Genomic DNA, 21649 nt, shown 5'->3' on the forward strand with positions numbered 1-21649 from the left:
GGTAGCTTCGCTACCCTTTTTTTACCGGAGTTCGTTATGTCAATAGATTGGAACTGGGGCATATTTTTACAAGACGCCCCCTTCGGCAACACAACCTACCTCGGGTGGATTTTGTCCGGCCTGCAAGTCACCGTTACATTATCTATCTGTGCCTGGATTATCGCCTTTCTTATTGGTTCTTTATTTGGAATCCTGCGTACCGTCCCAAATCGTTTTCTTGCGGGTATTGGCACCTGCTACGTCGAACTATTTCGCAACGTTCCACTGATTGTCCAGTTTTTTACCTGGTATCTGGTGGTTCCCGAGTTGCTTCCCGTCAACATCGGAATGTGGTTCAAAGCCGAGTTAGACCCGAATATTCAATTCTTCCTGTCATCGATGATTTGTCTAGGGCTCTTCACCGCAGCGCGCGTTTGTGAGCAGGTGCGTGCGGGGATTCAGTCTTTACCACGCGGACAAAAAGCAGCAGGGCTGGCGATGGGCCTGACACTGCCGCAAACCTATCGCTATGTATTACTGCCGAATGCGTACCGCGTGATCGTTCCGCCGTTGACGTCAGAGATGCTGAATCTGGTAAAAAACTCAGCTATCGCTTCCACGATTGGTCTGGTGGATATGGCGGCACAAGCAGGGAAACTGCTGGACTACTCCGCCCACGCGTATGAATCCTTTACCGCTATCACGCTGGCGTACGTTGGCATCAATGCCATCATTATGTTGATTATGCAGGTCGTTGAGCGAAAAACCCGTTTGCCGGGCAATATGGGGAGCAAATAAATCATGCATGAATTTGACTGGAGCTCAATTGGGCCAAGCATGCCGTACCTGATTCAGGGGATGGTCGTCACACTCAAAATTACGCTGACAGCTGTGGTATTCGGGATTGTCTGGGGCACGATTCTGGCGGTGATGCGCCTGTCGCCGATAAAGGCCGTTAGTTGGTTTGCCAAACTGTATGTGAACCTGTTCCGCTCCGTTCCACTTGTCATGGTGCTGCTGTGGTTCTATCTGGTGGTTCCTAGCTTATTACAAAATGTGCTTGGGCTATCGCCGAAAACCGATATTCGACTGATTTCAGCTATGGTAGCCTTCTCGCTGTTCGAGGCAGCCTATTATTCGGAAATCATTCGTGCGGGTATTCTCAGCGTGTCACGCGGTCAATCCTCCGCAGCGTTAGCATTAGGCATGACGCACTGGCAATCCATGAAGCTGGTTATTCTGCCGCAGGCATTCCGCGCCATGGTGCCGCTGCTGCTGACGCAGGGGATTGTTCTGTTCCAGGACACCTCACTGGTTTACGTGCTCAGCCTCGCTGATTTCTTCCGTACCGCCTCAACCATCGGCGAGCGTGACGGAACACAAGTTGAAATGATCCTGTTTGCTGGGTTCATTTATTTTCTCTTCAGCATTACTGCCTCAATGCTGGTCAGTTACCTGAAAAAAAGGACGGTTTGATGATTTCCCTGAAAAATGTTTCTAAATGGTACGGCCAATTTCAGGTGCTAGCCGACTGCTCCACAGAAGTAAAAAAAGGTGAAGTTGTGGTCGTCTGCGGGCCTTCAGGCTCTGGCAAATCAACCCTGATCAAAACCGTAAACGGTCTGGAACCGATTCAAAAAGGTGAAATTACCGTCAATGGCATTGCCGTTAACGATAAAAAAACCAATCTGGCTCAGTTGCGTTCCAAAGTCGGGATGGTGTTCCAGCACTTCGAACTGTTCCCACACCTGTCGATTATCGAGAACCTGACGTTGGCGCAGGTGAAAGTGCTGAAACGTAAGCGTGAAGACGCCAAAGCCAAAGCACAGAAGCTTCTGGAGCGCGTTGGGCTATCAGCACACGCCAACAAATTCCCAGGGCAACTTTCCGGCGGTCAGCAACAGCGTGTCGCTATCGCCCGCGCGCTGTGTATGGATCCTATCGCGATGTTATTTGACGAACCGACATCCGCGCTTGATCCAGAGATGATCAACGAAGTGTTGGACGTTATGGTTGAATTGGCGCAGGAAGGCATGACCATGATGGTCGTCACCCATGAAATGGGCTTTGCCCGTAAAGTGGCGCACCGCGTGATATTTATGGATGAGGGCAAAATCGTTGAAGACACCCGCAAGGATGATTTCTTCAATAACCCACAGTCCGAACGCGCTAAAGACTTCCTGGCGAAAATCCTGCATTAATACTCAGATAAAGCGTGCCGCAAGGCACGCTTATTTTACCCCCAACAGCCTACGGCTGAAACGGCTGACGGTGGAACAGGTCATGCGAGCATTTCGGACAGAGTGGCAAAACCTCCGGCGTGTAGAACGCAATATGATGATGGCAGTTCTCACACACCAGATTACCGAGCCCCACAACTTCACCGCTGTGGTACACCCCGTGATGATTCACATCTTTGAAGATCTCACGCCATTCCAGCTGCGTTTTATCCGTAATATCCGCCAACTCCTGCCACAGGCTTTCCTTGATGACTCGCATAAACACGCTGTCGGTAAACTCATCCTGACTTTCGTTATAGCTGCGAGCAAATTCTTCCAGATCGCGCTGAACGGCTTGAATCACCTGCTCTATTTCTTTTTGCGTCAGCTCCGAGCTTTCCTGCAAGGTTTTGCGGGCGCTCAGCACCAGACTGTCGAGATCGCGTTCACCATTGTTCAGCCGAGCCGTCACTGAAGCCATTAACTCGCGATAATAGCGGGCTAGTTTATTCATGCTTCCTCCTGAATGAAGCGGGTTGAAGGGTGATAAAGAACGCCTATTCGCTGTCTGGCACATCTGGCCAAAACCGATACGTTACCTATCTCTCTCTATTTTAGATTATTTTTTCGGTACGCCTGATAAATTGTCGCCAATTTGCGCAACGCCTCGCAGTCTATCGCTCACAGATCAGAAATATTCCTCAGTCGGGCGCTGGGTGTTGTTGCCCGCGCCGCTTACAGCTATGCTATGCGGATCTTTTGTTATGAATCAGAAGAGGCTACTCACGACGTAGCTATTCTTCACTAAACAGGACCCCTGGCAGCCATGCAAGAGCAATACCGCCCAGAAGAGATAGAAGCGGACGTCCAGCTTCACTGGCAAGAGAAGCAGACCTTTAAAGTCACCGAACAGCCCGGCAAGGAAAAATACTATTGCCTTTCCATGCTGCCTTACCCTTCTGGCCGACTACATATGGGCCACGTCCGTAACTACACCATCGGCGACGTGATCTCCCGCTATCAGCGCATGCTGGGAAAAAACGTTCTGCAACCGATCGGTTGGGATGCTTTTGGTCTGCCGGCAGAAGGTGCTGCGGTTAAAAACAACACCGCACCAGCCCCTTGGACCTACGCCAACATCGACTACATGAAAAACCAGCTCAAACTGCTGGGCTTTGGCTATGATTGGGATCGCGAAGTCGCGACCTGTAAACCAGACTACTACCGCTGGGAACAGTGGTTCTTCACCAAGCTGTACGAGAAAGGTCTGGTTTATAAAAAAACCTCCGCCGTTAACTGGTGTCCAAACGACCAGACCGTACTGGCGAACGAACAGGTTATCGATGGCTGCTGCTGGCGTTGCGATACCAAAGTAGAACGCAAAGAAATTCCACAGTGGTTTATCAAAATCACCGCTTACGCAGATCAACTGCTGAACGATCTGGATACGCTGGAAAGCTGGCCTGAGCAGGTCAAAACCATGCAGCGTAACTGGATCGGCCGTTCTGAAGGTGTGGAAATTACCTTTGATGTGGCGGACAGCGCAGATAAACTGACCGTTTACACCACGCGCCCAGACACGTTCATGGGCGTGACCTACGTTGCTGTTGCCGCCGGTCACCCTCTTGCAGCACAAGCTGCTGCAACCAACCCAGCGCTGGCCGATTTCATTGCAGAATGCCGTAATACCAAAGTTGCCGAAGCCGATATGGCAACGATGGAGAAAAAAGGCATGGCCACTGGCCTGTATGCGATTCACCCGCTGAACGGTGAGAAAGTCGCTATCTGGATCGCCAACTTCGTCCTGATGGAATACGGTACAGGCGCAGTCATGGCCGTTCCGGGCCACGACCAGCGCGACTGGGAATTTGCCACCAAATACGATCTGTCCATCAAGCCGGTTATTCTGAATGCCGACGGCAGCGAGCCCGATCTGTCCGCTCAGGCGATGACGGAAAAAGGCAACCTGTTCAACTCTGGTGAGTTTGACGGTCTCGATTTCGAAGCCGGGTTCAACGCCATTGCCGATAAGCTGGTAGAAAAAGGCATCGGCGAGCGTAAAGTCAACTATCGCCTGCGCGACTGGGGTGTCTCCCGTCAGCGCTACTGGGGCGCACCAATCCCAATGGTGACGCTGGAAGACGGCACTGTTATCCCGACACCAGAAGATCAGTTGCCGGTGATCCTGCCGGAAGATGTCGTGATGGATGGCATCACCAGCCCGCTGAAATCTAACCCGGAATGGGCGAAGACGACCGTTAACGGCCAGCCAGCGCTGCGTGAAACCGACACGTTCGACACCTTTATGGAATCGTCTTGGTACTACGCGCGCTACACCTGCCCGCAGTACGATCAGGGAATGCTGGATCCGGCTGCCGCCAACTACTGGCTGCCCGTTGACCAATACGTTGGCGGTATCGAACACGCCATCATGCACCTGATGTATTTCCGCTTCTTCCACAAACTGATGCGCGACGCCGGTCTGGTGACCTCCGATGAACCCGCCAAACGTCTGCTGTGTCAGGGCATGGTGCTAGCCGATGCCTTCTATTATCTCGGTAATAACGGCGAGCGCATCTGGGTGTCTCCGACCGACGTGGCCGTTGAGCGTGATGAGAAAGGACGCATCGTCAAAGCCGTCGATAACGAAGGCCGTGACGTGGTTTACGCGGGCATGAGCAAAATGTCGAAGTCTAAAAACAACGGCATCGACCCGCAGGTCATGGTAGAGAAATACGGTGCAGATACCGTTCGTCTGTTCATGATGTTTGCTTCTCCTGCAGAAATGACGCTGGAATGGCAGGAATCCGGCGTAGAAGGCGCAAACCGCTTCCTGAAACGCGTCTGGAGACAAGCCTTCGAGCATACCGAGAAAGGTGCGGTAACGGCTCTGGATATCGCTACACTGACTGAAGATCAGAAATCACTGCGCCGCGACCTGCACAAAACGATCGCGAAAGTGACCGATGATATCGGCCGCCGTCAGACCTTCAACACCGCGATCGCCGCCATCATGGAACTGATGAACAAACTGGCGAAAGCGCCGCAGGACAGCGATCAGGATCGCGCACTGACGCAGGAAACGCTGCTGGCCGTCGTTCGTATGCTGTATCCGTTCACGCCGCACGTCTGCTTCACGCTGTGGCAGGCGCTGCAAGGTGAAGGCGACGTCGATACTGCACCGTGGCCAGTTGCAGATGAAAACGCAATGGTTGAAGATTCCAAGCTGGTCGTTGTTCAGGTTAACGGTAAAGTACGTGGTAAAATCACCGTTGCCGCTGACGCGAGCGAAGAACAGGTTCGCGAACGCGCTGCTCAGGAACCGCTGGTCGCGAAATATCTGGACGGCGTCACGGTTCGTAAAGTGATTTATGTCCCTGGCAAACTGCTTAACCTGGTTGTGGGTTAAGGCAAGGAGGAACTGTGCGACATCGTCTATTCACGTTGTTGCTGGGGCTGGCGGTGTTAATCACCGCTGGCTGCGGTTTTCATCTGCGCGGCACGACACAAGTGCCTGCGCAGTTACAAACACTGGTGCTCGACAGCAGCGATCCTTATGGTCCGCTAACGCGTGCGGTACGTGAGCAGCTCCGTCTTAGCGATGTAAAAATCGTTGACGATGCGATGCGTCAGGATATCCCGTCTCTGCGGGTACTGGGCTCAAGCGAAACGCGCGATACCGTCTCTATTTTTCAGGACGGTAAAACAGCGGAGTACCAGATGGTGCTGACGTTGCAGGCGCAGGTGCTGATGCCGGGTGAAGATATTTATCCGCTCAGCGTGACGGTGTTCCGCACGTTCTTTGATAACCCGCTGGCTGCACTGGCGAAAGATGCCGAACAGGACATCGTCCGTCAGGAAATGCGCGAGCAGGCTGCCCAGCAGTTGGTGCGTAAATTGCTGACCATCAACGGTAGTCAGGAAGTCAAAAATCGGTTGCAGTCCACCGGTTCACCTACTGCCGCTACGCGTTCATGATTCGGCTTTACCCCGAACAACTCACCGCGCAGCTCCATGAGGGGCTGCGCGGTTGTTATTTGGTCTTTGGTTCAGACCCGCTCCTGCTGCAGGAAAGTCTCGACAGCATCAAACGGGTTGCTCAACAGCACGAATTCAGCGAGCATTTCAGCTTCATTCTGGATCTTCATACCGATTGGGATGCGATTTTCAGCACCTGTCAAGCGCTCAGCCTGTTCGCCTCGCGCCAATCGCTCTTACTGGTTTTGCCGGAAAACGGCCCAAACGCCGCGATGGGTGAAAATCTGGTTAAGCTCTCTGGATTATTGCACCCCGACATTTTGCTGATTCTGCGCGGTCATAAGCTGACCAAAGCGCAGGAAAACAGCGCCTGGTTCAAAGCGCTAGCGCAAGACAGCATCTATATCAATTGTCTGACGCCGGAACAGGCACAGCTTCCCCGCTGGGTCGCCCAGCGTGCCAAATCTATGAAGTTGACGCTGGATGAACAAGCCACGCAGCTCATTTGCTATTGCTATGAAGGCAACTTACTCGCGCTGTCTCAGGCGTTAGAGCGGTTGGCACTGCTTTATCCCGATGGCAAGCTGACCCTGCCGCGTGTGGAAAGTGCTGTCAATGATGCCGCCCACTTCACGCCGTTCCATTGGCTTGATGCACTGCTGGCAGGCAAAGGTAAACGCGCCTGGCACATTTTGCAGCAGTTAAAACAGGAAGATTGCGAACCTGTCATTTTACTACGCACGCTACAGCGTGAACTGCTACAGTTGCTGACGCTGAAACGGCGCATGTCAGGCACGCCGCTGCGTACGCTATTCGATCAGCAAAAAGTGTGGCAAAACCGGCGTGACCTGCTCACTCAGGCGCTACATCGGCTCTCTCTTCAACAGCTACAGCAGGCCGTACGATTGCTAACGCAGGTGGAAATAACCTTAAAGCAAGACTATGGCCAGTCTGTTTGGTCTGAACTGGAATCGCTTGCCATGCTGCTGTGCGGAAAAGCTTTGCCGGAGGCATTCATCTGAATACGTCACCCGCTGCGCTATCGATGACCGCATTTTTTGGCGGCACGTTCGACCCCATTCATTACGGTCACCTTCAGCCAGTGACCGCACTGGCAAAGCTCGTGGGGCTGACTCAGGTCGTCCTGATGCCCAACAACGTTCCGCCGCACCGGCAACAGCCCGAAGCCAGTTCCCGGCAGCGTTTTCATATGGCTGAGCTGGCCGTGGAAGGCAACCCGCTGTTTACCGTAGACGATCGTGAACTGCAACGGCAAACGCCCTCTTATACCATCGATACGCTGGAAGCACTGCGGGCTGAAAAAGGCCGAGATGCGCCGCTGGGCTTTATCATCGGGCAAGATTCGTTGCTGACGCTGCACCATTGGCACCGCTGGCAAGATCTGCTTAACGTTTGTCATTTGCTGGTATGCGCTCGACCCGGCTATCGCTCGACGCTGGAAACACCCGAATTACAACAGTGGCTGGAGGACCATCTGACGCACACGCCAAACGATCTTCATCAGCAACCGCATGGGCGGATTTTTTTGGCAGACACGCCGCTGGTCACCATTTCCGCAACGGACATTCGCCAACGTCGCCAGCAAGGTCTGGAGTGTCATGATTTATTACCTCCCGCCGTGCTCAGCTACATCAGCAAAAGCGGCCTGTACCAATAACACCGCTTTTCCTGCCCATCAGCCACGGGCTTTATACCACTCGGTAAAAGTGCGTGATATACTCCGCGGCTGGTTTCAATCACCGAGAAAAGCGGAAATTCTCGGCAATTACTCGGTGATTCACCTTTTTCTTAAACAATTCAGCGCCACACGCGTTCGTCAGTTGCTGACAAAACGCCATTGAGGGGGAACCTTTGCAAGGCCAAGCACTCCAAGACTTCGTTATTGATAAGGTCGATGACTTAAAAGCCCAGGATATTGTTGCACTTAACGTGCAGGGTAAGTCCAGCATCACCGATTACATGGTTATCTGTACGGGTACCTCTACGCGTCATGTCGCGTCTATCGCCGATCACGTCGTGCAGTCTTCACGCGCCGCGGGTCTGATTCCACTCGGTGTCGAGGGCGAAAGCGCAGCTGACTGGGTTGTTGTCGATTTAGGTGACGTGATGGTTCATGTCATGCAAGAAGAAAGCCGCCAGTTGTACGAATTAGAAAAGCTGTGGGGCTAGTATGAAACTGCAACTGGTCGCTGTTGGCACAAAAATGCCCGACTGGGTGCAGACTGGTTTCACCGATTATCTACGCCGTTTCCCAAAGGACATGCCTTTCGAATTACTCGAAATTCCGGCGGGGAAACGGGGTAAAAATGCGGACATCAAACGCATTCTGGAGCGCGAAGGCGAACAGATGCTAGCCGCGGTGGGCAAAAGCAACCGCATTGTTACGCTGGACATTCCAGGGACTCGCTGGGAGACGCCACAGTTGGCGCAACAGTTGGAGCGCTGGAAACAGGACGGGCGCGACGTCAGCCTGCTGATTGGTGGGCCTGAAGGACTTTCGCCAGAATGCAAAGCCGCAGCGGAACAAAGCTGGTCACTTTCACCATTAACGCTACCGCACCCGCTCGTTCGTGTACTCGTGGCGGAGAGCCTGTACCGTGCTTGGAGCATTACGACTAATCACCCTTACCATCGGGAGTAAGGCGATACGATGAAACCTGTGAAATAGCACTGGATGAAAGTAGAACGTAAACCCTTTCGTGATTATACGGCTGAGTCCGCCCTATTTGTGCGCCGTGCTTTGGTGGCATTCTTGGGCATTTTGCTGCTTTCCGGTGTATTAGTCGCTAATCTTTATCATCTGCAAATTGTGCGTGTTGATGACTATCGCACGCGTTCTAACGAGAACCGCATTAAGCTGGTCCCTATCGCGCCAAGTCGTGGCATCATCTATGACCGTAACGGTACGCCACTGGCGTTGAATCGCACTATCTATCAGTTAGAACTGGTGCCAGACAAAGTCGACAACCTTAAAGATACGCTAGAAGCCCTGCGCCCCGTCGTCGATCTGACCGATGACGATCTGGAAAATTTTGAAAAAGAGCGTAAGCGTTCACGCCGTTTTACTTCTATCCCCGTAAAAACTGGGCTCGATGAGATTCAGGTCGCCCGCTTTGCCGTCAACCAATACCGTTTCCCCGGTGTTGAAGTTAAAGGCTACCAGCGCCGCTATTATCCTTACGGTTCTGCGCTGACGCACGTCACAGGATATGTCTCGAAAATTAACGATAAAGACGTAGAGCGACTAACCAAAGAAGAAAAAATTGCCGATTATGCCGCCACGCGTGACATCGGTAAGCTAGGTATTGAACGCCATTACGAAGACCTTCTCCACGGTAAGCCGGGCTATGAGGAAGTTGAAGTTAACAACCGCGGGCGCGTGATCCGTCAGCTCCACGAACAGCCACCGCAGGCTGGGCGTGATATTTATCTGACGCTGGATCTGAGCCTGCAAATCTACATCGAGAAGCTGCTGGAAGGCAGCCGTGCCGCCGTGATTGTCACCGATCCACGCGACGGTGGTATTCTGGCGATGGTTTCCACCCCCAGTTACGATCCCAACCTCTTTGTCGACGGGATTTCCACCAAAAATTACGCAAAACTGCAAAGTGACCCCGATCGTCCGCTGATCAATCGCGCAACACAGGGGATTTATCCCCCCGCCTCCACTGTTAAACCTTATATCGCGGTTTCTGCCCTGACGGCAGGCGTGATCACCACGAATACTAGCCTGTTCGATCCCGGCTGGTGGCAATTACCCGGTTCCGAAAAACGCTTCCGCGACTGGAAAAAATGGGGACATGGCCGTCTTAACCTCACCAAATCACTGGAAGAGTCTGCGGATACCTTCTTCTATCAGGTCGCTTATGACATGGGGATCGATCGCCTATCAGAATGGATGAATAAATTTGGTTATGGCGAGAAAACCGGCATTGATATTTCGGAAGAAAGTGCCGGCAACATGCCAACCCGCGAATGGAAACTCAGGCGATTTAAGAAACCCTGGTATCAGGGAGATACCATTCCTGTCGGGATCGGCCAAGGCTACTGGACGGCAACCCCTCTCCAGATGAATAAGGCGCTGGTGACACTGATCAACGACGGCCAGGTCAAAACGCCACACCTGCTTTATAGTTCGCGGGAAAATGGCGTTATCGTGCCTTTCCGACAAACTGAGAATCTACAGATTGGCAATGTCCATTCAGGCTATTGGGAAGTAGCGAAGGACGGAATGTATGGCGTGGCTAACCGCGCTAACGGCACCGCACACAAGAGTTTCGATGATGCGCCTTATAAAATTGCGGCAAAATCCGGTACAGCACAGGTTTTCGGGCTGAAAGAAAACGAAACCTATAATGCACACAAGATCGCAGAGCATCTGCGTGACCATAAATTAATGGTCGCATTTGCCCCGTATAAAGACCCAAAAGTTGCGATGTCGATTATTCTGGAAAACGGTGGCGCAGGCCCGACCGTTGGCACCATCACCCGCCAGATCCTTGACCATATTCTGCTGGGCGATAACAATACCGATTTACCCAGTGCGCCTCCTGCGCCACCAGGTAGCGAGAGTGAGTAACAGACAGTCATGACCGATAGCCAACAAAAGGGGTCGTTCTGGGCGAAAATCCACATCGATCTTCCGTTTCTTCTCTGCATCCTGGCACTGCTGGGCTATAGCCTATTTGTCTTATGGAGCGCCAGCGGGCAGGACGTCGGCATGATGGAGCGAAAAGTCATTCAAATCGTGCTGGGGTTTACGGTAATGATCGTGATGGCGCAAATTCCCCCGCGCGTTTACGAAGGCTGGGCTCCCTACCTCTACATCGTCTGCGTAATTCTGCTGCTCATCGTGGATATTTTTGGGCAAATCAGTAAAGGCGCACAGCGCTGGCTCGATCTGGGTTTTATCCGCTTTCAGCCGTCAGAAATTGCCAAAATCGCCGTACCGCTGATGGTCGCGCGTTTTATCAACCGTGATATGTGCCCACCCTCGCTAAAAAATACGGCAATCGCGCTGGTGCTGATTTTTGTCCCTACACTGCTGGTTGCCGCACAGCCCGACTTAGGCACCTCAATTCTGATCGCGCTATCAGGGCTATTTGTGCTTTTTCTCGCGGGTATGAGCTGGAGCTTAATTGGCATCGCCGTCCTACTACTCGCCGCTTTTATTCCTATACTCTGGTTTTTCCTGATGCATGATTATCAGCGCGCTAGGGTCATGATGCTGCTCGATCCGGAAACCGATCCGCTCGGGGCAGGGTACCATATTATTCAGTCGAAAATTGCGATAGGCTCAGGTGGCCTGTCTGGGAAAGGCTGGCTGCATGGCACACAGTCTCAGTTAGAGTTTCTGCCAGAGCGCCACACCGACTTTATCTTTGCCGTGCTGTCAGAAGAGCTCGGCTTAATCGGCGTATTGATTCTGCTCACCATGTACCTGTTCATGATCATGCGCGGTCTGGTCATTGCCGCGAATGCGCAAACGTCGTTCGGCCGGGTGATGGTCGGCGGGCTGATGTTGATTCTGTTTTTCTATGTGTTCGTCAATATCGGGATGGTCAGCGGTATACTTCCCGTCGTTGGCGTGCCGCTGCCGTTAGTCAGCTACGGTGGGTCGGCGCTGGTCGTCTTAATGGCGGGGTTCGGTATCGTCATGTCGATACATACTCACCGCAAACTGCTATCTAAGAATTTATAACACGAGGTGAGCAATGCGTAAGGATTGGCTTTGGGTCGGCGTAGCAACTCTGGCGCTTGCGGCCTGTACCACAACGGAACAGCGGCAGCCTGCGCCGCCCGTGACTCAGGTTTACAGCGGACCGACAGAAGAAATAGGTGGCGCAGAACCACGTTATGAACCCTACAACCCAGGCACGCTGCAAGACTACAACATCAAAGGCAAGACCTATAAGATTGTCCAAAATCCGCAAAATTTTAGCGAGACAGGCTTAGCGGCATCGTATGGCGAAGAAGCTAACGGCAACCGCACGTCAACTGGCGAAACGTTTGACCCTAATGCGATAACCGCCGCCCACCCAACGCTGCCGCTACCAAGCTATGTCCGCGTGACCAACCTGAGTAATGGTCGCCGTCTGGTGGTGCGTGTGAACGATCGCGGGCCGTATACGCCGGGCAGAATTATCGATCTGTCGAAAGCCGCGGGCGATCGGCTGAATATCTCGAACAATACCAAAGTAAAAGTGGACTTCATCAACGTCGCACCAAACGGTACGCTCTCCGGCCCCGGAACCGTGGGCACCACCGTCGCCAAGCAGAGCTTCGCCCTGCCGGAACGCCCAAGCTTCGGTGCCAGCGGGCTGGGCACACCGATGATGGAAACGACATCGCCAACGCCCAACAGCGCCGTGCGCCCGATCAGCAATAGCAGCCTGAGTGCACCAGCAGAAAGCACACAGCCGCAGAGCAGCGCGCCGTCACACAGCGGCGGTTTTTTGGGTGCGCCTTCCGCTCTGCGTGCTGGCGTGGTTGAATCCAGCGTGACGCCAGCGGTAGCACCATCATCATCCGCTGCGCCAATGAATGTCGCGCCAGCAGCGGCTGCGGTTACTGCTCCCGCGACTGCAACGCCATCTGCCACGGGTCGCTATGTGGTTCAGGTCGGTGCACTGAGCGATCAACAGCGCGCGCAAACCTGGCAGCGCAGCCTGAGCGAACGCTTCCGCGTGGCCGGAAAAGTCACCGCGAGCGGAGGCCTGTATCGTATCCAACTGGGGCCATTCCAGAATCGCCAGCAAGCCGTTGAACTTCAACAACGTTTGTCAGTCGAAGCTCAGCAGCAATCGTTTATTACCGCGGCGCCCAGCCCCCTCTAGTAACGGATAATCGGCAGACTCACGCAGCGAAAACGGCGGCTATGGCATTGAACATACCGCCCTTTTGCAAAATCACGTAACGTAATGTCTGATGCCTGCCTATTTCCCATCTGCTATAGTGTGGCTCGTTTTTTAACTCATACCCACGGATGTTGTTGTTCCAATCATGAATACTGTAAACACGTCTCGTTTTACTAAACGTACCGCGCTTGGCGCACTGCTCGCCATTAGTGCCTCTTCCTTTGCCTATGCCGAAGATATCAATCTTAAAACGATGATCCCCGGCGTCCCGCAAATCGATGCTGAATCCTACATCCTGATTGATTACAACTCTGGGAAAGTGTTGGCGGAAATGAATGCCGACACGCGCCGCGATCCGGCCAGCTTAACGAAAATGATGACCAGCTACGTGATTGGTCAGGCCATTAAATCAGGAAAAATCAGCCCGAACGACATCGTTACCGTCGGTAAAGATGCCTGGGCAACCGGCAACCCGACTTTCCAGGGTTCTTCCCTGATGTTCCTGAAGCCGGGCGACCGCGTTCCTGTCTCCCAGTTAAACCGCGGCATTATCCTGCAATCCGGTAACGATGCCTGCGTCGCCATGGCCGACTACGTTGCTGGCAGTCAGGATGCCTTCGTTAACCTGATGAACGGTTACGTGAAAGCACTGGGGCTGAAAAATACCAATTTTGAAACCGTGCACGGTCTTGATGCACCGGGCCAGTTCAGTTCGGCACGCGATATGGCCCTGATCGGTCAGGCGTTAATCCGTGATGTGCCAGAAGAGTACGCGACCTACAAAGAGAAAGAGTTCACGTTCAACAATATTCGCCAGCCTAACCGTAACGGTTTGCTGTGGGATTCCAGCCTGAATGTTGACGGTATCAAAACGGGCCATACGTCATCAGCCGGCTTTAATCTGGTTGCCTCGGCAACAGAAGGCCAGATGCGCCTGATTTCGGCGGTACTGGGCGGGCGTAACGCCAAAGGACGCGAATCAGAAAGTAAGAAACTGCTGACCTGGGGCTTCCGCTTCTTTGAAACCGTCGCGCCATTGAAAGCAGGCAAAGAATTCGCTTCCGAGCCCGTCTGGTTTGGCGACAGTGACCGCGTTGCGCTGGGCGTTGAGAAAGATGCTTACCTGACTATTCCACGCGGCCGTATGAAAGACCTGAAAGCCAGCTATGTTCTGGACAACACGGAACTACATGCGCCATTAGCCAAAAATCAGGTTGTGGGTTCCATCAACTTCCAACTGGATGGCAAAACCATCGATCAGCGTCCGCTGGTAGTCATGAACGAAGTGAAAGAAGGCGGAATCTTTGGCCGCATGATCGACTACATCAAACTGATGTTCCATCACTGGTTCGGCTAAGTCCCCTTGTGGGAGGCCAAAACGCCCCCATATAGATACCATCCATAACTCCCGCACAACGCGGGAGTTATATTTTTTAGTATAATGTCGTTATATCGTGGCTAATACAGTTGGCATTACGCCGATGTATTCCCTTTTCTGGAGCGCAAATGAAAACCAAATTAAACGAACTGCTTGAATTCCCGTGTATTTTTACCTACAAGGTCATGGGTGAGGCAAAACCAGAGTTGGTCGATCTGGTCGTTGAAGTGGTACAGCGTCATGCGCCAGGCGACTACACGCCGCAGATCAAGCCCAGCAGCAAAGGGAATTATCACTCGGTTTCCATCACCATCACAGCGACTCACATTGAGCAGGTGGAAACGCTGTACGAAGAGCTGGGCAACATCGACATCGTGCGCATGGTTCTGTAAAGCATAGGGTTCTGTAAGACATAGGGTTCTGTAAAAGTCATACTGTAATCAAAATGTGCGGGAAAACTGGCGAGTGCGGCAGGGTGTTGTGATTTTGCAAAGTGCTGTTCGCTGACGCTTCCCGCCGTTATAATCTCCTCCACCTTTCCTTAACCTGAAGATGACACACTTGCTACAGGATAAGATCATCGTACGCCAATTTGACGTACAGCCGTATGAACCCGTCTCTCTGGCGATGCATAATTTCACCGACCGACGTGATGATAAAACCCCAGATGAAATCTGGCTGGTTCAGCATCCTCGCGTATTTACGCAGGGTCAGGCAGGCAAAGCCGAACATGTCCTCATGCCCGGTGATATTCCCGTGATTCAGAGCGACAGAGGCGGTCAGGTAACCTACCACGGCCCCGGTCAGCAGGTCATGTACGTGTTGATTGACCTGAAGCGTCGCAAGCTCGGCGTTCGTCAGCTCGTCACCGCGATTGAAAATACCGTGATTGGCACACTGGCACATTTTCACATTGAAGCCCATGCGCGCCCTGATGCGCCCGGCGTCTATGTCGGCGAGCGTAAAATCTGTTCGCTAGGACTGCGTATTCGCAAAGGCTGCTCTTTCCACGGGCTGGCGCTCAATATTGCCATGGATCTCTCCCCTTTCCTGCGTATCAACCCGTGTGGTTACGCTGGCATGGCGATGACGCAACTCAGCGATCTGGTGCCGGGCGTCACGCTGGATGACACCGCCCCCGTGCTGGTGAACACCTTTTTGCAGTTAGTCGGCTACTCCGCACCCGAATTTGTTTCGTGGAATCTGGACGTTCAGGGTGAGCCGCTTCCTAGTTAACGCATTTCATCCTGTTAATAAAAATCAGTCAGGTAGACGATCGTTTTTTGATAAATTACATTTTATTCACATAATTTCTTCATTTTGATCGCGCAAAGGCTGATTGTGGTTAGGCAAGATGATATAATTTTTATAGTTTTTTAAAAAAAAGTTTAACTAAAAACATAATCCTTTGAATTTGAATTACAAATTTAAAGAAACGATTCAGAACTGGAACTTACGCAAACATGAGTAAACCGATTCAGATCGAACGCGGCGTTAAATACCGCGATGCCGATAAGATGGCGCTAATCCCGGTACGTACCGTCGTCACCGAACGCCAAGAGCTTCTGCGCAAACCTGAATGGATGAAGATTAAACTTCCGGCGGATTCCAGCCGTATTCAGGGAATCAAAGCGGCCATGCGCAAAAACGGGTTGCACTCAGTTTGCGAAGAAGCGTCCTGTCCGAATCTGGCGGAGTGTTTCAACCACGGTACCGCCACCTTCATGATTCTGGGTGCCATTTGTACCCGTCGTTGCCCGTTCTGTGACGTTGCCCACGGCCGCCCGCTTACGCCGGATGCCAATGAGCCTGAGAAACTGGCACAGACCATTCATGACATGGGTTTACGCTATGTCGTGATTACCTCCGTTGACCGTGATGATCTGCGCGACGGCGGAGCCCAGCACTTTGCAGACTGTATCAGCGCCATTCGCCGCAAAAACCCGAACATCCGCATCGAAACGCTGGTGCCAGACTTCCGTGGCCGTATGGATCGCGCATTAGAGATCCTGACCGCCACGCCGCCAGATGTGTTCAACCACAATCTGGAAAACGTACCACGCGTTTACCGTCAGGTTCGTCCTGGTGCAAACTATGAGTGGTCACTGAAGCTGCTGGAAAACTTCAAAAAAGCGCATCCAGATATCCCAACCAAGTCTGGCCTGATGGTTGGCTTGGGGGAAACTAATGCGGAAATCGTGGAAGTGATGCGTGACCTGCGCCGCCACGGTGTGACGATGCTGACGCTCGGACAATATTTACAGCCGAGCCGCCATCACCTGCCAGTACAGCGCTACGTCAGCCCAGATGAGTTCGATGAGATGAAAGCCGAAGCGATGGCGATGGGCTTTACCCATGCTGCCTGCGGCCCATTTGTTCGCTCCTCCTACCATGCCGACCTACAGGCAAAGGGCATCGAAGTAAAATAAGCGTTCATACATATTTACACATTTTTTGTGTGGAATAAAAAACGGACGGCAATAGCCGTCCGTTTTGCTGTGTGAAATGCGATCAGGATTCTTTACGAGATGAATCATGCAGCGCTGTCGTTTCATCCGTCTTTGCCGGCTGATCGTCATTCATCGCCTTCTTGAAGCCTTTAATCGCCGCGCCCAAGTCACCGCCGAGGCTACGAAGTTTATTCGTACCGAACAGCAGAATGATTAACGCGCCAATCACCAACAGCTTGGCAATACTGATACCTTCCATACAAGCCTACCTGATTTAGATGCTGGAGACGCCAGCGAACGAGAACGATTTCTATTGAAAATAATTCTTTTACTCTATGTCCTCTATCTAAGACCTTATGCAGCGCGGCACAATTAGCATATGTAACAAATTGCATCTATAAAAACGTAAGACTCGGCAAAAGCGCTTTCTCGCGCATTCAAATTGCTTTACAACTTTCACCTCGGCACCACTACAAAAATGCCTTCTGACGGCGTAAACTTTCTTGACTAAAGCGGAGATGACATTCCTCCCTACCCTCGCGCAGCCAAAACGCTGACAGCCTTAAAACAGGGTACAACCGCCACTCGGCTAATGATGTCTACGTCCACTCGCAGAGAGGGCGTGGCGTCTTACCCAACACTCTCTGAGATCGCAAAAACAATTCAGGTAATACAACACAAAGAAAGGTTTCTATGTTTAGTACATTACTCGCGGTATTTATTGGTGGCGGAGTCGGTAGCGTGGCGCGCTGGCAGCTTGGTGTGAAGTTTAACAATCTGTATCCAACGCTGCCGCTGGGCACGCTGCTTGCCAATCTGATTGGTGCTTTCGTTATTGGCGGCGCGTTAGCCTTCTTCCTACGCCATCCTCATCTCGATCAGGACTGGAAAATATTGATTACTACTGGGCTGTGCGGCGGTTTAACGACGTTTTCGACCTTTTCCGCAGAAGTCATCATGTTTCTGCAAAGTGGGCAGCTTGCGGTGGCGGGGTTACACCTACTATTAAATCTGGCGGGTTCGTTGCTCATGACCGCGCTGGCGTTTGCGCTGGTCACGTGGGTGACAACACACTGAGGTCACGCGGAAATTGATAGCATGTGGAAAATGAAGCAAAAAAAACCCGCCATAGGCGGGTTTTTCACGAAATCGGTATAATTAAATAGCGTTAACGTTAGCAGCTGAAGGACCTTTGGCACCGTCAGTGATTTCGAACTCTACACGCTGACCTTCAGCCAGAGTTTTGAAACCATTGCTCTGAATGGCAGAGAAGTGTACGAACACGTCTTTGCTACCATCTTCAGGAGTGATGAAACCGAAGCCTTTAGACTCATTGAACCACTTAACACTACCTTTAATCTTAGACATCAAACTTACCTTTACATGAATGAAAGACACAAAATCTGTGTCAGGTACAGTACAACAATAGATTGACCTTTTGTCCAGTTGAAGTTGGATAAAAAGTGATAAAAGTCGCTAAAAATGCATACCACGCAACTCCGCTGGCCTATTTTAACCCAATGCAGAATACAGAGAGTTCAGTTCTGACCGATTCATCACTTTTTACGATATGAAGGAAGGCACCATGGTAAAAAAAACGCTGGATCTGATCGGGGGCATGAGTTGGGAATCCAGCATCCCGTATTACCGCATTATTAACGAGTATGTGAAAAGCCAACTTGGCGGCCTGCACTCCGCTAACAAAGGGAAAGAAGTCGTTAATCGCATCATTCTGGGGTGTACAGAGATTCCGTTGTTAATCAGCGCCCAAGATGCGGAAGTTCCTCTTTTTGATACCAGCAGGCTCCACGCGATTGCCGCTGCGAAATTTGCGCTTAACCAGTCATGACTATGAATTAATTCGATAAAATAAAATTCATACGCAAACTAATAATAGCCTCTTTTATTCACTCAGGTTTCCCCTTTTCACAAAGAAAAAAAGCAGTATTGAGAGACCCAATACTGCTTTTTCACATGATTTTATTCCTGGTATGGAATGACTAACAGTACTTCTCGTTATTATTTACGTAGCATTGTTTCAATAAAATCTTTCCAAGTACTCACTTCTACTTCTACCATACGAACCTCTTGGTGATTAACAGCGACGTATTATATGCACATTTTTTAATCAAGTAAAAGTACCATGACAGTATAAAAAGCGTACTAATATTTATTTCTGCTACACAGTTCACAGTAGATCTCCCCGCCTTTTTTCGGCATGCTGGGCTATCGCACGATTAGGCTCAGTCAGGCAGTACTGTCCTGCACAGCAATCGTCATGCAACCGAATAAGTAGAAAGGATTTTATCCCTATGGCGCTGACCATGTATGGCATCAAAAACTGTGACACTATAAAGAAAGCGCGCCGTTGGCTGGACGATCAACAGGTGGTGTATCGCTTCCATGATTACCGTGCCGACGGTCTGGATGAACAGTTGCTACAGCGTTTTATCGACCAACTGGGGTTTCAGGCCTTACTCAACACACGCGGAACGACCTGGCGTAAACTCAGTGAAGACCTGCGTGAACAGATCAACAACGATACCCGCGACAGCGCAGAGGCCGCCAAAAACCTGATGTTGGAACAGCCAGCGGTGATTAAACGGCCGTTGCTGATAACCGATGACGGCCACGCGCTGCTTGGCTTCAGTATCGACAGCTACCAGAAATTTATTGCGGAGAACAAATAACGTGTCTTGCCCAGTCATAGAACTCGCTCAACTGTTAATTAAACGCCCTTCCCTCAGCCCGAATGACGAGGGTTGCCAGGCGCTCATGATTGAACGCCTGACGGCGATTGGCTTTACCGTCGAAGCGATGGATTTTGGCGATACCCAGAATTTCTGGGCATGGCGCGGCACGGGGAAAACGCTGGCCTTCGCCGGACACACCGATGTGGTTCCCAGCGGTGATGAAAGCCACTGGCAGCATCCACCGTTTGAACCCATCATTCGTGACGGCATGCTGTATGGTCGTGGCGCGGCGGACATGAAAGGTTCACTGGCTGCAATGGTAATTGCCGCCGAGCGTTTTGTCGCCACCCATCCTAATCATCAAGGGCGTCTGGCGTTCCTAATTACCTCGGACGAAGAAGCCAGCGCCGTTAACGGCACCGTAAAAGTGGTTGAGGCGCTGATGGCACGCAACGAGCGGCTGGACTACTGTCTGGTCGGCGAGCCGTCCAGTACGCATGTTGTAGGCGATGTGGTAAAAAACGGCCGTCGTGGTTCTATCACCGCGAATCTGCGTGTACACGGCGTGCAAGGGCACGTTGCCTACCCTCATCTGGCGGACAACCCCTTTCACCGTGCAGTACCGGCGCTTAACGAACTGATCGCCACCGAGTGGGATCAGGGCAACGACTTCTTCCCACCGACCACGATGCAAATCGCCAATATCCAGGCAGGTACCGGCAGCAATAACGTCATCCCCGGCGAGTTATTTGTGCAGTTCAATTTCCGCTTCAGCACCGAATTGACGGATGTCTTAATCCAGCAGCGCGTGGCGGAATTACTGGATCGCCACCAGCTTAATTACACCATCGACTGGACGCTCTCCGGCCAGCCATTCCTGACCGCACGCGGCGAACTGGTCGATGCCGTAGTGAATGCCGTCAAACATTACAACGAGGTTACGCCAGAGTTGCTGACCACCGGCGGCACTTCAGATGGCCGTTTCATTGCCCGCATGGGCGCACAGGTCGTTGAACTGGGCCCCGTCAATGCCACGATCCACAAAGTCGATGAATGCGTCAGCGCAGCAGACCTACAGCTACTGAGCCGCATGTATCAGCGCATTATGGAGCAGCTCATCGCATGATGACGCCAGCTACGTTAACCGGTAAAAGCGACCAGCATCTGGTCGCTTTACACGGTCATCATCGTCTTCAGCCGGAGGCGGTAACCGCGTTTCTGGCGTTACAGCAGGCGGCAAAAACGGCGGGATTTAACCTACAGCCCGCCAGCACGTTTCGTGATTTTGAGCGCCAGCGGCAGATCTGGAATAGCAAATTTCGCGGCGAGCGTCCCGTTATGGATGCCAACAGCCAGCCGCTGGACGTATTATCTCTGGGCGAAGGCGAGCGCTGTGAAGCGATTCTGCGCTGGTCCGCGATGCCCGGATCTAGCCGCCACCATTGGGGCAGCGATCTCGATATCTACGATCCCGATTTATTACCCGCAGGCCATTCGCTCCAGTTGGAGCCGTGGGAATATGAAGAAGGCGGTTACTTTGCTGCACTGAACGCGTGGCTGAGTGCGCACATGCATGAATACGGTTTTTATCGGCCTTATGCGCACGATCTCGGTGGTGTCGCAGCCGAACTCTGGCATATCAGCTATTATCCACTAGCACAGTATGCGGAAGAACAGCTTACACCCGACCTCATTCTTGCCGCCTGGCAAAATGAAGACATTGCCGGCTACCACTGGCTTTGCCAGAACTTGCCGCAACTGTTTACCCGTTATATTCATAATGTTGATGAGGCGTAACCATGGCATGGCTGGCTGATTATTGGTGGATAATTCTGATTGTCCTGATAGGCATGCTGATTAACGGCATCAAAGAATTGCGCAACGTTGACCATACGCGTTTTCTGCTCAACAAACCGAAATTGCCCCCGCACCGTGACAACAACGACAAGTGGGACAAGGAAGAAGACGAAGACTGGCCGAAGAAAAAACCCTGACACCTATCATCGTCAAACCGCCTGCACGCGAGCTAAGCCCCGCGCGGCGGGCGGTTTGGATGCTTACACTTTCATTAAAA

The 21649-nt window shown here is 52.0% G+C and carries 26 protein-coding genes and 1 riboswitch; of the genes, 22 read left to right on the forward strand and 4 right to left on the reverse strand.

The genetic code is table 11. From position 1 onward, the window contains the following. Positions 1–36 precede the first annotated feature (36 nt). Genes DMB82_RS14490 through DMB82_RS14500 form a run of 3 tightly spaced genes read left to right on the forward strand, consistent with a single transcriptional unit; the run spans position 37 to position 2180 of the window. Complete coding sequence (locus DMB82_RS14490) at positions 37–777, forward strand: amino acid ABC transporter permease (protein WP_102116691.1); 741 nt, start codon at positions 37–39, stop codon at positions 775–777. 3 nt (positions 778–780) lie between these two features. Then, a complete protein-coding gene (gene gltK / locus DMB82_RS14495; RefSeq protein ID WP_116163021.1) occupies positions 781–1455 on the forward strand; it encodes a glutamate/aspartate ABC transporter permease GltK in 675 nt (224 codons plus the stop codon). Then, a complete protein-coding gene (locus tag DMB82_RS14500) occupies positions 1455–2180 on the forward strand; it encodes an amino acid ABC transporter ATP-binding protein (RefSeq protein WP_102116692.1) in 726 nt (241 codons plus the stop codon). The genes gltK and DMB82_RS14500 overlap by 1 nt, the downstream gene beginning before the upstream one ends. Before the next feature lie 49 nt (positions 2181–2229). Here the strand turns inward: DMB82_RS14500 and DMB82_RS14505 are convergent, their stop codons facing one another. Further along, complete coding sequence (locus DMB82_RS14505) at positions 2230–2712, reverse strand: zinc ribbon-containing protein (protein ID WP_010298779.1); 483 nt, start codon at positions 2710–2712, stop codon at positions 2230–2232. A 312-nt stretch (positions 2713–3024) separates the two neighbouring features. Between DMB82_RS14505 and leuS the strand changes: the two genes are divergently transcribed. The 13 genes from leuS to lipA all read left to right on the forward strand — a co-directional run bounded on the left by leuS (position 3025) and on the right by lipA (position 16861). Further along, positions 3025–5607 carry a leucine--tRNA ligase gene (leuS, locus tag DMB82_RS14510; protein ID WP_116155873.1) on the forward strand — a complete coding sequence of 861 codons (2583 nt, stop codon included), beginning with the start codon at positions 3025–3027 and terminating at the stop codon, positions 5605–5607. Between the two features lie 14 nt (positions 5608–5621). Continuing rightward, positions 5622–6176, forward strand: a complete 555-nt coding sequence (gene lptE, locus DMB82_RS14515; protein ID WP_102116694.1) for an LPS assembly lipoprotein LptE — start codon at positions 5622–5624, stop codon at positions 6174–6176. After that, positions 6173–7198, forward strand: a complete 1026-nt coding sequence (holA, locus tag DMB82_RS14520; RefSeq protein ID WP_116155872.1) for a DNA polymerase III subunit delta — start codon at positions 6173–6175, stop codon at positions 7196–7198. The genes lptE and holA overlap by 4 nt, the downstream gene beginning before the upstream one ends. A 23-nt stretch (positions 7199–7221) precedes the next feature. Then, entirely contained in the window at positions 7222–7854 is a 633-nt protein-coding gene (gene nadD / locus DMB82_RS14525; RefSeq protein ID WP_208644321.1) for a nicotinate-nucleotide adenylyltransferase, read from the forward strand. 194 nt (positions 7855–8048) lie between these two features. Continuing rightward, positions 8049–8366, forward strand: a complete 318-nt coding sequence (gene rsfS / locus DMB82_RS14530) for a ribosome silencing factor (protein ID WP_010284049.1) — start codon at positions 8049–8051, stop codon at positions 8364–8366. 1 nt (position 8367) lies between these two features. Continuing rightward, a complete protein-coding gene (gene rlmH, locus DMB82_RS14535) occupies positions 8368–8838 on the forward strand; it encodes a 23S rRNA (pseudouridine(1915)-N(3))-methyltransferase RlmH (protein WP_116163025.1) in 471 nt (156 codons plus the stop codon). Between the two features lie 33 nt (positions 8839–8871). Beyond that, entirely contained in the window at positions 8872–10776 is a 1905-nt protein-coding gene (gene mrdA / locus DMB82_RS14540; protein WP_102116697.1) for a peptidoglycan DD-transpeptidase MrdA, read from the forward strand. Positions 10777–10785: 9 nt separating this feature from the next. Then, positions 10786–11898: a peptidoglycan glycosyltransferase MrdB gene (gene mrdB / locus DMB82_RS14545; RefSeq protein ID WP_102116698.1), complete on the forward strand. Its 1113-nt coding sequence runs from the start codon at positions 10786–10788 to the stop codon at positions 11896–11898. A gap of 13 nt (positions 11899–11911) precedes the next feature. Beyond that, complete coding sequence (gene rlpA / locus DMB82_RS14550) at positions 11912–13033, forward strand: endolytic peptidoglycan transglycosylase RlpA (protein ID WP_116163026.1); 1122 nt, start codon at positions 11912–11914, stop codon at positions 13031–13033. Between the two features lie 166 nt (positions 13034–13199). Next, a complete protein-coding gene (dacA, locus tag DMB82_RS14555) occupies positions 13200–14411 on the forward strand; it encodes a D-alanyl-D-alanine carboxypeptidase DacA (RefSeq protein ID WP_010284040.1) in 1212 nt (403 codons plus the stop codon). 149 nt (positions 14412–14560) lie between these two features. Then, positions 14561–14824, forward strand: coding sequence for a DUF493 family protein YbeD (gene ybeD / locus DMB82_RS14560; protein WP_102116700.1), 264 nt, complete (start codon positions 14561–14563; stop codon positions 14822–14824). A gap of 160 nt (positions 14825–14984) precedes the next feature. Further along, positions 14985–15668 (forward strand): lipoyl(octanoyl) transferase LipB, encoded by a 684-nt coding sequence (gene lipB, locus DMB82_RS14565; RefSeq protein WP_189338693.1) that lies wholly within the window; start codon positions 14985–14987, stop codon positions 15666–15668. A 227-nt stretch (positions 15669–15895) separates the two neighbouring features. Further along, positions 15896–16861, forward strand: a complete 966-nt coding sequence (gene lipA / locus DMB82_RS14570; protein WP_010298756.1) for a lipoyl synthase — start codon at positions 15896–15898, stop codon at positions 16859–16861. 82 nt (positions 16862–16943) lie between these two features. On the opposite strand, the gene tatA is transcribed toward lipA, so the two are convergent. Further along, on the reverse strand, positions 16944–17141 hold the full coding sequence (gene tatA / locus DMB82_RS14575) for a Sec-independent protein translocase subunit TatA (RefSeq protein ID WP_116155869.1): 198 nt from the start codon (positions 17139–17141) through the stop codon (positions 16944–16946). 246 nt (positions 17142–17387) lie between these two features. Further along, positions 17388–17491: riboswitch (Fluoride riboswitch) on the forward strand. Positions 17492–17575: 84 nt separating this feature from the next. Between tatA and crcB the strand changes: the two genes are divergently transcribed. Next, a complete protein-coding gene (gene crcB / locus DMB82_RS14580; RefSeq protein WP_102116702.1) occupies positions 17576–17959 on the forward strand; it encodes a fluoride efflux transporter CrcB in 384 nt (127 codons plus the stop codon). A gap of 81 nt (positions 17960–18040) precedes the next feature. Here the strand turns inward: crcB and cspE are convergent, their stop codons facing one another. Then, positions 18041–18250, reverse strand: a complete 210-nt coding sequence (gene cspE, locus DMB82_RS14585) for a transcription antiterminator/RNA stability regulator CspE (protein WP_005976270.1) — start codon at positions 18248–18250, stop codon at positions 18041–18043. 217 nt (positions 18251–18467) lie between these two features. Here cspE and DMB82_RS14590 point away from each other — a divergent pair, with 217 nt between their 5' ends. Then, a complete protein-coding gene (locus DMB82_RS14590; RefSeq protein ID WP_116155868.1) occupies positions 18468–18731 on the forward strand; it encodes a hypothetical protein in 264 nt (87 codons plus the stop codon). Between the two features lie 170 nt (positions 18732–18901). On the opposite strand, the gene ypfM is transcribed toward DMB82_RS14590, so the two are convergent. Continuing rightward, a complete protein-coding gene (gene ypfM / locus DMB82_RS20805) occupies positions 18902–18961 on the reverse strand; it encodes a protein YpfM (protein WP_145962348.1) in 60 nt (19 codons plus the stop codon). Between the two features lie 233 nt (positions 18962–19194). Here ypfM and DMB82_RS14595 point away from each other — a divergent pair, with 233 nt between their 5' ends. From DMB82_RS14595 to DMB82_RS14610, 4 genes are read left to right on the forward strand one after another with little or no spacing between them, the layout of a single operon-like run. Next, on the forward strand, positions 19195–19572 hold the full coding sequence (locus tag DMB82_RS14595; protein ID WP_116155867.1) for an ArsC family reductase: 378 nt from the start codon (positions 19195–19197) through the stop codon (positions 19570–19572). Between the two features lies 1 nt (position 19573). Next, on the forward strand, positions 19574–20701 hold the full coding sequence (gene dapE, locus DMB82_RS14600) for a succinyl-diaminopimelate desuccinylase (protein WP_116163028.1): 1128 nt from the start codon (positions 19574–19576) through the stop codon (positions 20699–20701). Beyond that, positions 20698–21372 (forward strand): M15 family metallopeptidase, encoded by a 675-nt coding sequence (locus DMB82_RS14605; protein ID WP_102116706.1) that lies wholly within the window; start codon positions 20698–20700, stop codon positions 21370–21372. Before dapE ends, DMB82_RS14605 begins: the two co-directional genes overlap by 4 nt. 2 nt (positions 21373–21374) lie before the next feature. Next, positions 21375–21569, forward strand: coding sequence for a YpfN family protein (locus DMB82_RS14610; protein WP_010309028.1), 195 nt, complete (start codon positions 21375–21377; stop codon positions 21567–21569). Positions 21570–21649 lie beyond the last annotated feature (80 nt).

The organism is Pectobacterium aquaticum (assembly GCF_003382565.3).
GTDB classification, from domain to species: Bacteria; Pseudomonadota; Gammaproteobacteria; order Enterobacterales; family Enterobacteriaceae; genus Pectobacterium; species Pectobacterium aquaticum.

Bases quoted from the DNA above. Each gene is read 5' to 3' on its own strand.
- DMB82_RS14490 (WP_102116691.1), top strand. From the start codon at position 37: ATGTCAATAGATTGGAACTGGGGCATATTTTTACAAGACGCCCCCTTC.
- gltK (WP_116163021.1), top strand. From the start codon at position 781: ATGCATGAATTTGACTGGAGCTCAATTGGGCCAAGCATGCCGTACCTG.
- DMB82_RS14500 (WP_102116692.1), top strand. From the start codon at position 1,455: ATGATTTCCCTGAAAAATGTTTCTAAATGGTACGGCCAATTTCAGGTG.
- DMB82_RS14505 (WP_010298779.1), bottom strand. From the start codon at position 2,712: ATGAATAAACTAGCCCGCTATTATCGCGAGTTAATGGCTTCAGTGACG.
- leuS (WP_116155873.1), top strand. From the start codon at position 3,025: ATGCAAGAGCAATACCGCCCAGAAGAGATAGAAGCGGACGTCCAGCTT.
- holA (WP_116155872.1), top strand. From the start codon at position 6,173: ATGATTCGGCTTTACCCCGAACAACTCACCGCGCAGCTCCATGAGGGG.
- nadD (WP_208644321.1), top strand. From the start codon at position 7,222: ATGACCGCATTTTTTGGCGGCACGTTCGACCCCATTCATTACGGTCAC.
- rlmH (WP_116163025.1), top strand. From the start codon at position 8,368: ATGAAACTGCAACTGGTCGCTGTTGGCACAAAAATGCCCGACTGGGTG.
- mrdA (WP_102116697.1), top strand. From the start codon at position 8,872: ATGAAAGTAGAACGTAAACCCTTTCGTGATTATACGGCTGAGTCCGCC.
- mrdB (WP_102116698.1), top strand. From the start codon at position 10,786: ATGACCGATAGCCAACAAAAGGGGTCGTTCTGGGCGAAAATCCACATC.
- rlpA (WP_116163026.1), top strand. From the start codon at position 11,912: ATGCGTAAGGATTGGCTTTGGGTCGGCGTAGCAACTCTGGCGCTTGCG.
- dacA (WP_010284040.1), top strand. From the start codon at position 13,200: ATGAATACTGTAAACACGTCTCGTTTTACTAAACGTACCGCGCTTGGC.
- ybeD (WP_102116700.1), top strand. From the start codon at position 14,561: ATGAAAACCAAATTAAACGAACTGCTTGAATTCCCGTGTATTTTTACC.
- lipB (WP_189338693.1), top strand. From the start codon at position 14,985: ATGACACACTTGCTACAGGATAAGATCATCGTACGCCAATTTGACGTA.
- lipA (WP_010298756.1), top strand. From the start codon at position 15,896: ATGAGTAAACCGATTCAGATCGAACGCGGCGTTAAATACCGCGATGCC.
- tatA (WP_116155869.1), bottom strand. From the start codon at position 17,141: ATGGAAGGTATCAGTATTGCCAAGCTGTTGGTGATTGGCGCGTTAATC.
- crcB (WP_102116702.1), top strand. From the start codon at position 17,576: ATGTTTAGTACATTACTCGCGGTATTTATTGGTGGCGGAGTCGGTAGC.
- cspE (WP_005976270.1), bottom strand. From the start codon at position 18,250: ATGTCTAAGATTAAAGGTAGTGTTAAGTGGTTCAATGAGTCTAAAGGC.
- DMB82_RS14590 (WP_116155868.1), top strand. From the start codon at position 18,468: ATGGTAAAAAAAACGCTGGATCTGATCGGGGGCATGAGTTGGGAATCC.
- DMB82_RS14595 (WP_116155867.1), top strand. From the start codon at position 19,195: ATGGCGCTGACCATGTATGGCATCAAAAACTGTGACACTATAAAGAAA.
- DMB82_RS14605 (WP_102116706.1), top strand. From the start codon at position 20,698: ATGATGACGCCAGCTACGTTAACCGGTAAAAGCGACCAGCATCTGGTC.
- DMB82_RS14610 (WP_010309028.1), top strand. From the start codon at position 21,375: ATGGCATGGCTGGCTGATTATTGGTGGATAATTCTGATTGTCCTGATA.